Consider the following 13,702-nt stretch of genomic DNA (forward strand, 5'->3'; position numbering starts at 1 on the left):
TTCTTCTTTATCACGACGTCGTAGATCATATAAGACGCCACCATTCATCCCGACAATAAAACTTACATCTTGTTCAATGCCCCAATCATGGATCATCGGACGAACCGTTTCAATCGGACGTCCAGAAGCAATCCCAAATAAGATCCCATGATCTTTTAAACAACTGATCGCTTCGCGATTAATGGCAGGTACTTTTTTGTGTGAATCCAAAAACGTGCCATCTAGATCCGTTGCCACTAATGTGATTGTTTCGTTTTCCATAATTTCTTACCTCATAAATTCAATAAAAGCTTTATATCCTCGATATGCCTCATATACATCGGCTTTCGATGATATTTCATGGGGCGCATGCATATTGTGAAGTGGAACTCCACAATCAATCACACGCATACCATAATTAGCCAAGATATAGGCGATGGTACCACCACCACCAGCATCTACCTTACCTAATTCACCCGTTTGCCAATGAACCTGGCCTTGTTCCATGACAGCACGCAATTGGGCAATATATTCTGCATTCGCATCGTTACAACCACTTTTGCCCCGTGCACCCGTATATTTATTGAATGCAAGGCCATAGCCAAACTTTGGCTGATTCTCATTGGGACTGGAAACATCTGCATAATTGGGATCATGGGCCGCACATACATCACTAGACAACATAGCTGAATGGATCAAAGCCCGACGAACTGCCAAATTTGAATCTTTGCCTAAAGCATATAAGACTTCAGCCACAAAATCCTCAAAAAATTGAGACTGCATACCGGTTGCCCCTTGGGATCCTACTTCTTCTTTATCCACCAATAAACAAGCCGCCGTTCGTTTTAGATGGCGTGCTTCCAACATCGCTTGTAAAGATGTATAGGCACAAACTTTATCATCTTGCCCATACGCCAAGATCAAGCTTCTATCCAAGCCACATGAACGAGCTTGACCAGCTGGTACCACTTCCAATTCAGCACTGATAAAATCTTCTTCTTCAAATCCATAGGTTGTTTTTAAGATTTGCAGGATATGTGCTTTTACGGGCTCTTCCTTTACATCGGCCAACGGAATCGATCCAATCGTCACATTTAACGATTCTCCTTCCACGACTTGATCCGCTTTTTTATTCATTTGTTTCGAAGCCAAATGAATCAATAAGTCACTGATCACAAAGACAGGATCTTCTTCTTTATCACCGATAGCCACATCGATTGTTTGCCCATTTTTCAAAACAACCACACCATAGATAGCCAACGGAATGGTTACCCATTGATATTTTTTGACACCACCATAATAATGCGTATCAAAATAGGCCAGATCTCCCTCTTCATAGAGCGGATGTTGTTTCAAATCCAAACGAGGACTATCAATATGAGCCCCTAAGATATTCATCCCTTCTTCCAAAGGATCATCGCCAATTTGCATCAAGGCAACCGCCTTATTCATCTGATTCATATACACTTTATCTTGAGGATGCAACGACTCTTTCTTTTGAATGATTTCTTCGATATTGCGATATCCTGCTGCTTCGGCTTTTTCAATGGCCAGCTTCACAAAGCGACGTTCCGTCTTGGCTTCACTTAGAAATGCCATATACTCGTCACAAAAAGACATTACTTCCGCTTGTTTTTTTTCATCATATTCTTTCCATGCTAATCCCATATGATCTCCTCCATTCTTTTCAATAATCTTTTTGATAATTCAATTTTTGATGGATCCGTATTTTTCCAAACGATCCCGCCACCATGATCATTTAATTGTCCATTTTGATTTAAAATATCTTCTAAATGACGAATGGTTCCCCAATTGCCATCCACGATATGGACATCTTGTGGCAAAAGCTTCTTTAACGCATTCCGATAAAACAAAAAATGTGTACAACCTAAAACAATACTATTTACTTTTGGACTTTGATGTAAATATTCATTTAAAGTACGCGCAATCATCGTTTCCTGATCCAATCGATCTTCCTCTACGATTCGAACCAATTGAGGACAAGGTACCCGATAGATCGTATGTTCATCATCAAATCGATCCATCAAGCGCGCAAATTTTTGTTCTTTTAGGGTCAATTCCGTGGCCCATACAGCAATATGTTGTCTCGGTCCTTTTTCACAAGCGACTTTTAAAGCCGGTTCCATACCAATGATAGGAATCTCGTAACGATCGCGCAATACATCCACACAGGCACTTGTCGCTGTATTGCAGGCAATCACGATTGCTTTCACATGTTGTGCGACAAACCAATCGCAAATCGCAATGCATCGTTGCGTAATTTCCTCTTTGGTTTTGGTACCATATGGATTGTATTGCGAATCTCCTAAGAAAATAAAATCTTCTCGTGGTAACACCTTTTTAGCAACCGATAATACACTGATTCCACCCAATCCAGAATCAAATATACCAATGGGATCATTTTCCATTTTGTTGCCTCCTATCAAAATATTTTTCCATAAAATCCGCCCAGCCATCCATTGTGCATGGACGATCGGTCACCACATCGGCAATCGCTTTCGTATCTTCTGAGCCATTTTTTAAACAAACGCCTAACCCACTATATTTCAACATCCCATTATCATTGGATGTATCACCAAAAGCCATGACCTGTTCTGGCGATAAGCCATTGATTTCACAATATTGTGAAAGTGCATATCCTTTATCCGTATGAATATTGGTAAATTCAAATAAGGTCGGTTGCGTTTTGAACCCAATATAATTTGGACTTGGATGCGCTCGAAAATAAGCCTCCACATCAGCCATCTGGTGTGCCTTTATTCGAAACATGATCTTTGCGTTTTCTTTCCGATAGAGATAGGACAGATCATCCACTTTATGGATCGATCGATGCCCCGAAAGAGCCGAACTAATAACGGTCGTATCGCGTTTGACACAAACGATGGTATCATCTTCATAAATGATGGGGTTGGCATGAAATTGTTTCATAATTTCAATCGTTTCCTTGATCCATTCCGGTTTCATCAAATAATATGTATATTCTTTTTGATGAACCGCATCACGAAGACTGGAACCATTCATACCAATCAACATATCAACAGGTTCAATATGCCATCCTTCGATCATATGATCAAGATCCCAAAAAGGACGACCACTGGCCAAGCCAAAATAAATATTCTTTGCCTTTAAGGTCTTGATCATTCGCTTAGCTCTTGGTGTCAGCAATTTATGTCGAACCACCAAAGTATCATCGATATCACAAACAACTAACTTCAAATCTTTTATCATGTTTCCAGTATACCACGAAAAAGAGCTAACCATTCCGATTAGCTCTTGCGTTCAAAGAATTAATGAATCAATGCGACTTTTCGATACATATCCGCATGCAATCGATATTTATCTTGATGAGCGATAACTTCTGGACAAGCTGTAAAGGCACGATCCAAATAATACGTATTTCCATCGGTACCATCAAACATATAGATCATGGTGGCTATACCACAATCCAATACATATGGATGTACTTTCATTTTTCCTTTCTGTTCATACATGGTCTCAATAAATTCTTTGGGTTCTAAATGGACAATTGCACTCATATGTCATCTCTCCTTGTCGATGTCTACATTATGTCGAAAAGTATCCATCTCAACAATAAATATTTTGTTTTATACAAATAAACAAAGATTTTTCATTTGTAATATAACATGTAAGCGTTATACCTATTTTGTTATCCAAATAAATTAATGTATCATAAAAAAAGGAATCAAACGATTCCTTCTTCCAAGTGCTTTTGGTTTCTCTTGATAAACCTTGTCTCTCACACTTGTATAGATGAAAGGAGTTCCTCTCTATTATGTATGGAACTCCTTCCTGCGTTATATCTCATCCCGATGTTGTTTTCTTTCTCTTCTTTTGAAGTATGCAAAATTTTCGCATGGTTTATAAAACATCTGGCCTGAGCATCTACAGAGCTTTTCTACCCTCTGTTATAACCTCTTTTCACTTGTATCATAAAGAAAAGAGGTCCACCTTTCAATCCATCTGGAAAGAATGACCTCTCAAGTGGTATTTATCGATTGACGATAGGTTTTCGTTCCGCTTTTAGATTGTGTTGTTTTTCTGCCCGACGATCCAATTCAGCTTCTACATCATCCAAGGTAATGCCTTTTTCTGCCATTAACACCAACACATGGTAGGAAAGGTCGCAAATCTCACCAATCAACTCTTCTTTGGATTGCGATAAAGCCGCAACCACAACTTCTGTTGATTCTTCTCCTACTTTTTTTAATATTTTTTCCAATCCCTTGTTGTAAAGATACGTTGTATAACTACCTTCTTCTGGATTGGCTTTTCTTTCGACAACCGTTTGATAATCCCGCTCTAACGCTTTCATTTTACTTCTTCTCCTTCTAGTGTCCGATAAAAACATGTACGATGTCCCGTATGGCAAGCCGCACCATCTTGTACGACCTTCAATAAGATCGTGTCATCATCACAATCGACCAAGATTTCTTTGACATGTTGATAATGGCCACTGGTTTCCCCTTTTTTCCACAATTCCTGACGCGATCGCGACCAATACGTGGCCAATCCCGAACGCAACGTTTCTTGTAGACTTTCTTCATTCATATAACCCAGCATCAACACTTGGCCATTCTCGATATCTTGAACCACACACGGAACCAGACCATCGCCTTTATTAAAATCAATTTCAATCATAAACGTACAGGAATTCCTTTCTCTTTTAAATATGTTTTGACATCATGCACCGTCAATTCATCATAATGAAACAGGCTAGCGGCTAAAGCAGCATCCGCCGCTTCTTGATCAAACACATCATAGAAATGTTCCAACGAACCGCAACCACCACTCGCAATCACGGGTACGGGCACTTCCTCTCGTACCGCTTTACAAAATTCCAAATCGTAACCGGCTTTGGTTCCATCCGTATCCATGCTCGTCAACAAGATTTCACCTGCACCCAAAGCCACACCTTGTTTGATCCATTCTAAAGCATCCAAACCCGTATCGATCCGACCACCATGTACAAATACATTCCAGCCCGATCCATCTTCGCGCTTTTTACCATCAACAGCCAAGACCATACATTGATTGCCAAATTGTTTAGCCCCTTCCGAAATCAATTGCGGATTCTTTACTGCGGCACTATTTACACTCACTTTATCGGCGCCAGCTCGCAACATTTTACGAACATCTTCGATCGTACGAATGCCACCACCGACAGTAAATGGCATATAAATTTCTTTGGCAACTTCTTTGACAACATTGACCATCGTATCACGATGTTCATGCGTAGCTGTAATATCTAAGAAAACCAATTCATCGGCTCCTTGTTCATAATATTTACGAGCCAGTTCTACGGGATCGCCCACTTCTTTTAAACCAACAAAGTTGACACCCTTGACAACTTTTCCATCTTTTACATCCAAACAAGGAATGATTCGTTTAGTCAACATGATGATGCTCCTTACAATATTGAATGGCTTCCGGCAAATGCAATGTATCCGAATAGATAGCTTTGCCCGTAATGGCACCATACAAATCCAAATCATTTAAAGCGGCAATATGTGCCATATCACGAATCCCACCACTTGCGGTAATATGTATCGATACCGTATTTTTTAGTTGTTTCAACATTTCCATATTCGGACCTTGCAACGTACCATCTTTGGAGATATCCGTAAAGATCAACGTTTGAACGCCCAGACGTTCCATTTCCTTCGCAAAATCCAAATAATAATAGTCACTGTCTTCGAGCCAACCTGCACCACAAACATATCCATTCTTACAATCCATACCCACAGCAATCTTGTCTCCATATTGTTTGATGGCCGCTTTCAACAAAGCTTGGTCATGGATTGCAGCCGTGCCTAGGATTACTCGCGAAAGGCCACGCTCCAAATAATAGGTGATATCTTCCATCGTCCGTATGCCACCACCCATTTCACAAGGAACCGAAACCGCATTGGCTACTTCACAAATCAGATCCGCATTCTTCTTGGAGCCTTCTTTCGCACCATCTAGATCCACCAGATGAATATACTCTGCCCTTGCTTGTTCAAATTGTTTCGCAATGGTCAATACACTATCGCCCACTACTTCTTTTTTTCCATAATCACCTTGATACAAACGCACAGGTGCTTGATCAATGATATCAATAGCTGGCAATATGATCATACAAATTCCTCCACAAAATATTTTAATATCGCAAGTCCATCTTCGGCACTCTTTTCTGGATGAAATTGTGCACCCAATACATTTTCATGATAAACCAATCCTGGAATCTGATAAGGACCGTAGTGACAATACCCCAAAAGATCAGCTGGATCCATGTCGCTGGCATAATACGAATGAACAAAATAAACAAAAAGACGAGGGGATACCTCTTTAAAAATCGGATGCTCTTGTGCTTTTTCCAATTGGTTCCAACCAATATGAGGAATACGAATGGATGCATCCGTCATCGGGATCACTTGTCCTTTTAAAAAACCAAATCCAGGTGTATAGCCATCTTCTTGTCCGGCTTCAAATAATACCTGCATTCCCAAACAAATGCCTAGTAATGGTTTCTTTTCTTCTTTGACGAATTGACAAATGGTCTCATACATACCGGAATCATGGATATTTTGCATCGAATCGCGAAAAGCACCAACACCAGGCAAGATCAACTTATCACATGTTTTTAAAGCATCTGGATCCGAAACGATCCTATTTTCCACACCTAGATGATTACATGCATTTTGTACACTGGCTAAATTTCCCATGCCATAATCAATGATCCCAATCATTCGAGTTTTCCTTTCGTACTGTATACCCGATCGCCATTGACGATGATAGCTTGACTGATCGCATGTCCCAAACCTTTAAAGATGGCTTCGATCTTATGATGATCATTGTTGCCATAATATACATTGACATGCAAAGTCAAACCACACGCAAACGCAAAGGCACGTAAGAATTCTTCTACCATTTCACAAGACAGGGTTCCCACTTGTTCGCGTTTCAATTCACAATGATAAACAAGATAAGGACGGCCACTAAAGTCCAAAGTGACATTCGCTAACGTTTCATCCATCGGCAAAGTGAAAGAACCATAACGGTTAATGCCCACTTTATCCCCCAGGGCCTGGACAAAAGCTTGACCTAATGTAATTCCACAATCTTCGATCGTATGATGATCACAAACATACAAATCACCTTGGGCTTTGACATCTAGATCAATGCCAGCATGAAATCCAAATAAGGTCAACATATGATTAAAAAAACCAATGCCCGTATCAATTTGTGTATGTCCATTCCCATCCAAATTGACTTTCACTTCAATATCGGTTTCTTTGGTTGTTCGCTTGATTTGTGCTTCTCTCATAGCATTTCCCTCACATATTGTGATATGACATTCAAGACTGCCTCATTTTCTTGTTTATTACCAATCGAAATACGGAAATGATCCGTACCCGGAAAATCACGAATGGTGATATCGGCTTCTTTGAATAATTTCAATAATAAAGCTTTATTTTCTGCTTTTCCATAAATGAAGTTGGCTTGACTTGGATAAAATTCCACAAATCGATACAACATCAGTTTATCCAACATCTCATCCCTAAAAGAAGTGGTTTGTTGGATCACGATGGAAATATCTTCATAATGATGCAAAACGATCGTTGCGAGCTTTTGCGATACGGTATTGACCGAATAAGGAACTTTTCGTTGGTCAAGATCTGCTATTCGTTTGGCATTTCCACACACAAACCCCACACGAAGACCGGCCAAACCAAACGCTTTGGATAAGGTGCGCGTTACTAATAAATTCTCATATCGATCCAATTGATCCAATACGGATTGATCGCCAAATTCCATGTATGCTTCATCGATCAAGACCGGACAAGAAAAGCTTTGTACGATCTTTAAAATATCTTCTTTTGAAACACAGTGTCCCGTCGGATTGTTGGGATTGGAAAACAAAACGAAGTCAACCCCCTTTTCTTTTCCTTTTTGAATAAAATCATCCACATCGAAGGAACCATCTTCCTGGGTAACATATTTTTCAATATTTGCTTCATAACTCGATGCATAATAATCGAACATGCCAAAATCAGGAGACAATGTATACATGGTCTTTTCATGATCCAGATAGGTAGACAGCACCAAAGATAAACATTGATCCGATCCATTTCCAGCAATGATTTGTTCCGGTCTTAAGCCTTTGACTTGTGCATAGGCTTTCCGTAACGCACTACACGTATCATCTGGATATCGATTCATATCAATGGTCGGTAAAAGCTGTACCATTTCTTCCATCACTTTTTCCGATACATTATAAGGAGATTCATTCGCATTCAATAAGATTCCCGTTTGTGCATGAGATTGATACGCTTCTATTTCTTTTCCCATGATTGGACCCTCACTTTCACGGCATTCGCATGCCCATCTAAATTTTCTTCTTCCGCCATCTGGATGATATATTGTCCATACGCATCCAATGCTTCTTTTGAATAATGTAAGAAACAAGAACGTTTCACAAAACTGTCAACCCCCAAAGCACTGGAAAAACGGGCTGTGCCATTGGTTGGCAACACATGGTTGGTGCCACCAAAATAATCCCCAATACTTTCACAAGTATAATATCCCATGAATACACTTCCGGCATTGACCACTTGAGCGAGATAGGACATTGGATCTTCAACCATCAATTCTAAATGTTCTGGTGCAATTTCATTGGCAATATCAATACATTCGGAAATGGTATCACAAAGAATGGATTTGCCATAATTTTTTAAACTTTGTTCGACAATTTCTTTCTTTGGCAATTGCGCCGATTGTTCTTTCAATTCGGCATTGATCGCGTCAATTTGCGTTTGACTGGTTGCCAATAAAATCGGACTGGCCATCGGATCGTGTTCGGCTTGTGATAAGAGATCCGCAGCGACAAATACAGGATTGGCATGATCATCAGCCACAACTAAGATCTCACTAGGGCCGGCAATCATATCAATATCCACTTTTCCATAGACCAATTTCTTAGCTGCCGCCACAAAGATATTACCCGGACCACAAATCTTATCGACCGATGGAATGGTTTCCGTCCCATAGGCCAAAGCCGCAATGGCTTGGGCACCGCCAATTTTATAAATATCGGTCACACCTGCCAATTTAGCAGCAAACGCAATGTTTGGATTGATCTTACCTTCTTTGTTGGGTGGTGTGACCATCACAATGCGTTTCACTCCAGCTACCGCAGCTGGAATCGCATTCATTAGTACACTACTTGGATATTGGGCTCGGCCTCCAGGAACATAAATTCCCACACTGGATAAAGGAAGCACCCGTTGACCAAGATAGACACCCTTTTCTTCTTGGAGAATATACGATTGGTTTACTTGTGCTTGATGAAAATACGTAATATTTTTTTTCGCTTTTTTCATCGATTCCATAAAGAACGAATCACAATGAGAAATGGCTTCTTCCAATTCTTGCTCGGATACTTTCCATGCATCCATTTCAATGCCATCAAATTGTTTGGTGTATTTTTGACAAGCAATATCTCCCTGTTGACGAACATCTTTTAAAATGTTGGATACCGTAACCAAGACATCACTGGAAATTTCTTGACTTCGACTCTTTAGATACGAAGATAATACTTGATAATCATTTTTATTGATGGGCTGCAGCATTTTGTTTCACCATTCTTTCCAAATCTTTTAACACATCCATGACTTCTTGTCGTTTCAATTTAAAACTGGCTTTATTTACGATGACACGCGCACTGATGGGACAAACATCATCTAAGACAACCAACCCATTTTCTTTTAGGGTCGTTCCGGTTTCCATGATATCCACAATGCCATCACACAGCCCCAGGATCGGTGATAATTCTACGGAACCATCGATCTTGATGATTTCAACATCCATGCCTTTCGCATTAAAATAAGCTTTGGCTACATTGGGGTATTTGGTCCCGATTTTGATATGACCAACTTTATTCAATAGATCAATGTCAGGTAAACTGGCCACGATGAATTTACATTTGCCAATTTCCAAATCGAGCATTTCATAATATTCTTTGCCACCCTCTAAGATAGTGTCTTTACCAACAACGCCGAGATCGGCAACACCATGTTCTACATAAGTCAAACAATCATTGGACTTTACTAAAAAATAACGAATGTCTTTTTTCGTATCTTCAAAGACCAAAGCTCGTCCTTTATCTTTTAAATTTTCAATGCCATATCCACATTCTTCCAACATGGCAACGGTTTTCTTTTCCAAACGACCTTTCGTTAAGGCAATAGATAAACTCATTCGACGACCTCCACTTCTTCACGATCCCAAATGATCAATTCCACTGGATTGGTTTTTCGTATTTCTTGCGCTTTTTTCAAAGCTTCCACTTGTTTCGTTTCAGGATAACAAATTTTTATGGTTTTGGTTTGTGGTGCTTTCACAACGGATAATAAATAATCCAATTTCACACTGAATCCACAAGCTGGCAAGTCACGGCCAAATTTTTTCAACAATGAATCATATCGACCACCACTTAAGACACTATGTCCAACTCCATTCACATAGCCCTCAAAAATAATGCCTGTATAATAATCCAAATGTGGTACTTTTCCTAAATCAAATTGAATATGGGAACGATAGCCTAATTCGGATAACTTTTCATATAAGCCTTGTAGCTGATATACGACGGCTTTCAATGCGGAATTAAAACTGAGAACCAGGGCTTGATCCAAAGCATCCGGACCAGATAATAATGGTAGTTCCATGAAGAATTGGGCTTCCTTTTCTTTTAGATGCAATTTTTTGACAAATTCTTTTAATTCCACCATGCTTTTTCGATCGACCAGATTGGCTAGTTCATATTGCACATTGGCATCCAACTGCAAGGTTTGACAAGCCAATTTAAAGAAATCACTGTTACCAATTTCTAATTGATAGTCATCAACACCGATGGCTTCCATCGTATCCAAGGCCAAAACTAAAACTTCAAGATCATGACTGGAGTCCAAACCAATGAGTTCCACACCACAGTCGCTGACTTCACCGAGTTGGCCAGCAAACATCTGTCGCACTTTAAAGACGTTGGAACAATAGCGAATGCGATAGGGTGGTTTGATCTTGGTGTATTTGGATGCACAAACACGAGCAATAGGTACGGTCATGTCCATACGTAAAGTTAGGATCTGGCCATCTTGATCAAAGAACTTATACATATCTTGTTCATTGACTTCACTAAATGCATTTTGATAGGTTTGTAGAAATTCAATCGATGGTGTCATGATGCGTTGATAACCATAGGATTCAAAAACACCTTCAATTCGTTTTTGTAGAGCGGTTTTCTTGGCACAATCTTCTAAAATGATATCGCGCATGCCCAAAGGAATTTGGATTTGTTTCATATTGCCTCCTAAATAAATAAAAAAACGTCCCTGATAAGGACGTTTGATACGTGGTTCCACCTTACTTCATCGCCACTTCACAATGACGACCTCTCTAAGTGCTATCACACTCTGGTCCAGTAACGAGGACAACCGGATCGAACTACTCGATTCGCACGACCAACTCCAGGATGTGTTCGTTTTGACGTACTCTTTCTTTTCACCAACCAGAAAGTCTCTACTTGCCGTTTCGAAAACTACTATTTCCCTTCTTTGTTGTATTTATAATATAGATAATCTGGGTTCAAATGTCAACTTGAATTGTAAGAAATTGTAACTAAAATGAAAATTGTTTCAGAACAGAGGCGCAATCAGCCGCACGATGGCTCGCCAGGTTCGAACGATCATATTGATAGGACCTTTATACGCTTCACTCACATCTTTCGATAAATCAAACATATGATTAAAATCCTTTTTCATATCAGCAATACAATCGACATGGGATAGGTAGACACCATTTTCAAAATGAAGATACAAAGATCGATAGTCCAGGTTGATCGTTCCACACGTTGCGACAGTATCATCACTGATACACATTTTCGCATGAGGAAAACCAGGAATGTATTCAAAGATGCGAACGCCACCGCGAACCAAATCGCGGTAAAAAGATTGGGTAAACATATACGTGATTTGTTTATCGGGTGTTCCTGGTGTGATGATTCGAACATCTACACCGCGTTTGGCGGCCAATGTCAAAGCACGCGTCATTTCATCGGTAATGATCAAGTAGGGAGTCACAAAGTATACATATTTTTTGGCATGATTCACAATGCTCATATATACATCTTCACCGAGATATTCATCATCCAATGGTGAATCCGCATAAGGTTGAACAAAACCTTTGGATGGTACGGGTTGAGCCGTCAAATATTTTGCCATGGCTTGATGGGTTGGATCGTTGGCATTCCACATTTCTAAAAAAGTTAGGGTCATGGAACGAACGGCACTTCCTTCCAAGCGAATGCCCGTATCCTTCCAATATCCATACGGATGGGTCCGATTGAAATATTCTTCTGCTAAATTATATCCGCCTGTATAGCCAATTTGACCATCAATGACCGTGATTTTTCGATGATCTCGATTATTCATAAAAACTAAGATCCAAGGTCGGATGGGATTAAAGACCTGACACTGAATGCCATAGCTTTTCATTTCTTTGATAAAGCTTTTATTTAGAAAACCAATGCTGCCCATATCATCATAGAAAATTCGTACTTCGACGCCAGCAGCCGCTCTTTCAATCAATACTTCTTTCATCTGCCCAAAAGAATAACCATCTTCAATGGCATGATATTCCATGAAAATAAAATGTTGCGCTTTTTTCATGTCTTCAATTTGGGCATTGAATCCATCGATGGCTTCTGGATAATAAGTAATGGCGGTATCTTTATAAACGGGAAAATGACCACAGTTCCATATCAGATGGGCATCTTTCGCACTATCGATATCCACCGATTCCATTTCTTTTAGGATAGCTCGGTCTTGATGAAAATAGCGATATAAAAATAGATCAATATGTGTATATACTTCGCGCACATGGGTAACTAGGCTGGTGCGTCCAATCAAAAAGTAAAGGCCCATCCCAAACATTGGAAAGGCCAAAATCAATGCCATCCATGGAACATTGATAGAAACATTCTTATCCCGTCCATAGATCCACAAAGCCACTAAGATGGCTAAATTATTGATGGCTTGTCCGATTTGTGGAGAAATAAATTGCAGTTGACCAAATAGATTCAATAGCCAGAAAATCTGAAAAGAGACCGCAACAATCACCACGAAAAGACGCATGATACTATTCCGGACATTGGTCCTTTTTTCGACGCGCATTTTAGACATGATACCTTTCCTCCACTGTGCCATCCAATGATTTCCAAGTGAGTGTGTCCTTTTCTAGCAATATGTAACTATGCGCGCTTTCGGCTTTTGGCAGAGATATCGAGCCCGGGTTACAAAAGAGCGTATTTCCTTCTTGATGATGTCCAGGAATATGGGTATGTCCATAAAAAATAATAGGAACATGGGGAAAAGGTTTATGTCCATGGCAACAATAAATCAAGTGTTTGCCTGTATCGATATACACATTTTCTACCAAGGGAAAGTCTAAGACCATTTGGTCCACTTCACTATCACAATTTCCCCGCACACAAAGGATGGAAGAAGCCAATGGATTTAATAACGCAATAACGCCTTTGGGATCATATCCTTTGGGCAAATCATTTCGTGGCCCATGATAGAGAATGTCTCCTAATAAAACCATTCGATCGCATTGATTCTTTTTAAATTGATCAACAAGTTGCTGA

17 protein-coding genes and 1 other annotated feature are annotated in these 13,702 nt (G+C 39.8%); all 17 genes read right to left on the reverse strand.

Translation table 11 applies throughout. The features are described 5' to 3' along the window. Positions 1–261, reverse strand: a 261-nt coding sequence (locus tag SOS22_RS07540) for an HAD family hydrolase (RefSeq protein ID WP_320596835.1), incomplete at its 3' end; no start/stop codon positions are given. Positions 262–267: 6 nt separating this feature from the next. Then, positions 268–1,647, reverse strand: a complete 1,380-nt coding sequence (locus tag SOS22_RS07545) for an aminopeptidase (RefSeq protein ID WP_320325452.1) — start codon at positions 1,645–1,647, stop codon at positions 268–270. Beyond that, complete coding sequence (gene murI / locus SOS22_RS07550; protein WP_320596836.1) at positions 1,638–2,408, reverse strand: glutamate racemase; 771 nt, start codon at positions 2,406–2,408, stop codon at positions 1,638–1,640. Before murI ends, SOS22_RS07545 begins: the two co-directional genes overlap by 10 nt. Continuing rightward, positions 2,398–3,228 carry an HAD family hydrolase gene (locus tag SOS22_RS07555; protein ID WP_320596837.1) on the reverse strand — a complete coding sequence of 277 codons (831 nt, stop codon included), beginning with the start codon at positions 3,226–3,228 and terminating at the stop codon, positions 2,398–2,400. The genes murI and SOS22_RS07555 overlap by 11 nt, the downstream gene beginning before the upstream one ends. 59 nt (positions 3,229–3,287) lie before the next feature. Further along, positions 3,288–3,536, reverse strand: coding sequence for a hypothetical protein (locus SOS22_RS07560; RefSeq protein ID WP_320325455.1), 249 nt, complete (start codon positions 3,534–3,536; stop codon positions 3,288–3,290). A gap of 473 nt (positions 3,537–4,009) precedes the next feature. Beyond that, positions 4,010–4,333, reverse strand: coding sequence for a phosphoribosyl-ATP diphosphatase (gene hisE / locus SOS22_RS07565; protein ID WP_320325456.1), 324 nt, complete (start codon positions 4,331–4,333; stop codon positions 4,010–4,012). Then, positions 4,330–4,659 carry a phosphoribosyl-AMP cyclohydrolase gene (gene hisI, locus SOS22_RS07570; protein ID WP_320325457.1) on the reverse strand — a complete coding sequence of 110 codons (330 nt, stop codon included), beginning with the start codon at positions 4,657–4,659 and terminating at the stop codon, positions 4,330–4,332. The genes hisE and hisI overlap by 4 nt, the downstream gene beginning before the upstream one ends. Further along, on the reverse strand, positions 4,656–5,417 hold the full coding sequence (hisF, locus tag SOS22_RS07575) for an imidazole glycerol phosphate synthase subunit HisF (protein ID WP_320596838.1): 762 nt from the start codon (positions 5,415–5,417) through the stop codon (positions 4,656–4,658). Before hisF ends, hisI begins: the two co-directional genes overlap by 4 nt. Then, complete coding sequence (gene hisA, locus SOS22_RS07580) at positions 5,407–6,138, reverse strand: 1-(5-phosphoribosyl)-5-[(5-phosphoribosylamino)methylideneamino]imidazole-4-carboxamide isomerase (protein ID WP_320325459.1); 732 nt, start codon at positions 6,136–6,138, stop codon at positions 5,407–5,409. Before hisA ends, hisF begins: the two co-directional genes overlap by 11 nt. After that, positions 6,135–6,749 carry an imidazole glycerol phosphate synthase subunit HisH gene (gene hisH, locus SOS22_RS07585; protein ID WP_320596839.1) on the reverse strand — a complete coding sequence of 205 codons (615 nt, stop codon included), beginning with the start codon at positions 6,747–6,749 and terminating at the stop codon, positions 6,135–6,137. The genes hisA and hisH overlap by 4 nt, the downstream gene beginning before the upstream one ends. Next, on the reverse strand, positions 6,746–7,327 hold the full coding sequence (hisB, locus tag SOS22_RS07590) for an imidazoleglycerol-phosphate dehydratase HisB (RefSeq protein WP_320596840.1): 582 nt from the start codon (positions 7,325–7,327) through the stop codon (positions 6,746–6,748). Before hisB ends, hisH begins: the two co-directional genes overlap by 4 nt. After that, the gene (hisC, locus tag SOS22_RS07595; RefSeq protein WP_320596841.1) at positions 7,324–8,352 is read right to left on the reverse strand and encodes a histidinol-phosphate transaminase; all 1,029 of its coding nucleotides are present in this window, start codon (positions 8,350–8,352) and stop codon (positions 7,324–7,326) included. Before hisC ends, hisB begins: the two co-directional genes overlap by 4 nt. Continuing rightward, positions 8,337–9,632 carry a histidinol dehydrogenase gene (gene hisD / locus SOS22_RS07600; protein ID WP_320596842.1) on the reverse strand — a complete coding sequence of 432 codons (1,296 nt, stop codon included), beginning with the start codon at positions 9,630–9,632 and terminating at the stop codon, positions 8,337–8,339. The genes hisC and hisD overlap by 16 nt, the downstream gene beginning before the upstream one ends. Beyond that, complete coding sequence (gene hisG, locus SOS22_RS07605) at positions 9,613–10,260, reverse strand: ATP phosphoribosyltransferase (RefSeq protein ID WP_128520041.1); 648 nt, start codon at positions 10,258–10,260, stop codon at positions 9,613–9,615. Before hisG ends, hisD begins: the two co-directional genes overlap by 20 nt. After that, positions 10,257–11,360 carry an ATP phosphoribosyltransferase regulatory subunit gene (gene hisZ, locus SOS22_RS07610; protein ID WP_320325464.1) on the reverse strand — a complete coding sequence of 368 codons (1,104 nt, stop codon included), beginning with the start codon at positions 11,358–11,360 and terminating at the stop codon, positions 10,257–10,259. Before hisZ ends, hisG begins: the two co-directional genes overlap by 4 nt. A gap of 32 nt (positions 11,361–11,392) precedes the next feature. Then, positions 11,393–11,622 (reverse strand) — a binding site (T-box leader). A gap of 71 nt (positions 11,623–11,693) precedes the next feature. Further along, positions 11,694–13,238, reverse strand: coding sequence for a cardiolipin synthase (gene cls / locus SOS22_RS07615; RefSeq protein ID WP_320596843.1), 1,545 nt, complete (start codon positions 13,236–13,238; stop codon positions 11,694–11,696). Continuing rightward, a partial coding sequence (yfcE, locus tag SOS22_RS07620; protein WP_320596844.1) for a phosphodiesterase occupies positions 13,231–13,702 on the reverse strand: 472 nt, incomplete at its 5' end. The genes cls and yfcE, both read right to left, overlap by 8 nt.

Origin of the sequence: Absicoccus sp., assembly GCF_034090965.1 — a bacterium.
In the GTDB taxonomy this organism is placed as follows: Bacteria; Bacillota_I; Bacilli_A; order Erysipelotrichales; family Erysipelotrichaceae; genus Absicoccus; species Absicoccus intestinalis.

Bases quoted from the DNA above. Each gene is read 5' to 3' on its own strand.
- SOS22_RS07545 (WP_320325452.1), bottom strand. From the start codon at position 1,647: ATGGGATTAGCATGGAAAGAATATGATGAAAAAAAACAAGCGGAAGTA.
- murI (WP_320596836.1), bottom strand. From the start codon at position 2,408: ATGGAAAATGATCCCATTGGTATATTTGATTCTGGATTGGGTGGAATC.
- SOS22_RS07555 (WP_320596837.1), bottom strand. From the start codon at position 3,228: ATGATAAAAGATTTGAAGTTAGTTGTTTGTGATATCGATGATACTTTG.
- SOS22_RS07560 (WP_320325455.1), bottom strand. From the start codon at position 3,536: ATGAGTGCAATTGTCCATTTAGAACCCAAAGAATTTATTGAGACCATG.
- hisE (WP_320325456.1), bottom strand. From the start codon at position 4,333: ATGAAAGCGTTAGAGCGGGATTATCAAACGGTTGTCGAAAGAAAAGCC.
- hisI (WP_320325457.1), bottom strand. From the start codon at position 4,659: ATGATTGAAATTGATTTTAATAAAGGCGATGGTCTGGTTCCGTGTGTG.
- hisF (WP_320596838.1), bottom strand. From the start codon at position 5,417: ATGTTGACTAAACGAATCATTCCTTGTTTGGATGTAAAAGATGGAAAA.
- hisA (WP_320325459.1), bottom strand. From the start codon at position 6,138: ATGATCATATTGCCAGCTATTGATATCATTGATCAAGCACCTGTGCGT.
- hisH (WP_320596839.1), bottom strand. From the start codon at position 6,749: ATGATTGGGATCATTGATTATGGCATGGGAAATTTAGCCAGTGTACAA.
- hisB (WP_320596840.1), bottom strand. From the start codon at position 7,327: ATGAGAGAAGCACAAATCAAGCGAACAACCAAAGAAACCGATATTGAA.
- hisC (WP_320596841.1), bottom strand. From the start codon at position 8,352: ATGGGAAAAGAAATAGAAGCGTATCAATCTCATGCACAAACGGGAATC.
- hisD (WP_320596842.1), bottom strand. From the start codon at position 9,632: ATGCTGCAGCCCATCAATAAAAATGATTATCAAGTATTATCTTCGTAT.
- hisG (WP_128520041.1), bottom strand. From the start codon at position 10,260: ATGAGTTTATCTATTGCCTTAACGAAAGGTCGTTTGGAAAAGAAAACC.
- hisZ (WP_320325464.1), bottom strand. From the start codon at position 11,360: ATGAAACAAATCCAAATTCCTTTGGGCATGCGCGATATCATTTTAGAA.
- cls (WP_320596843.1), bottom strand. From the start codon at position 13,238: ATGTCTAAAATGCGCGTCGAAAAAAGGACCAATGTCCGGAATAGTATC.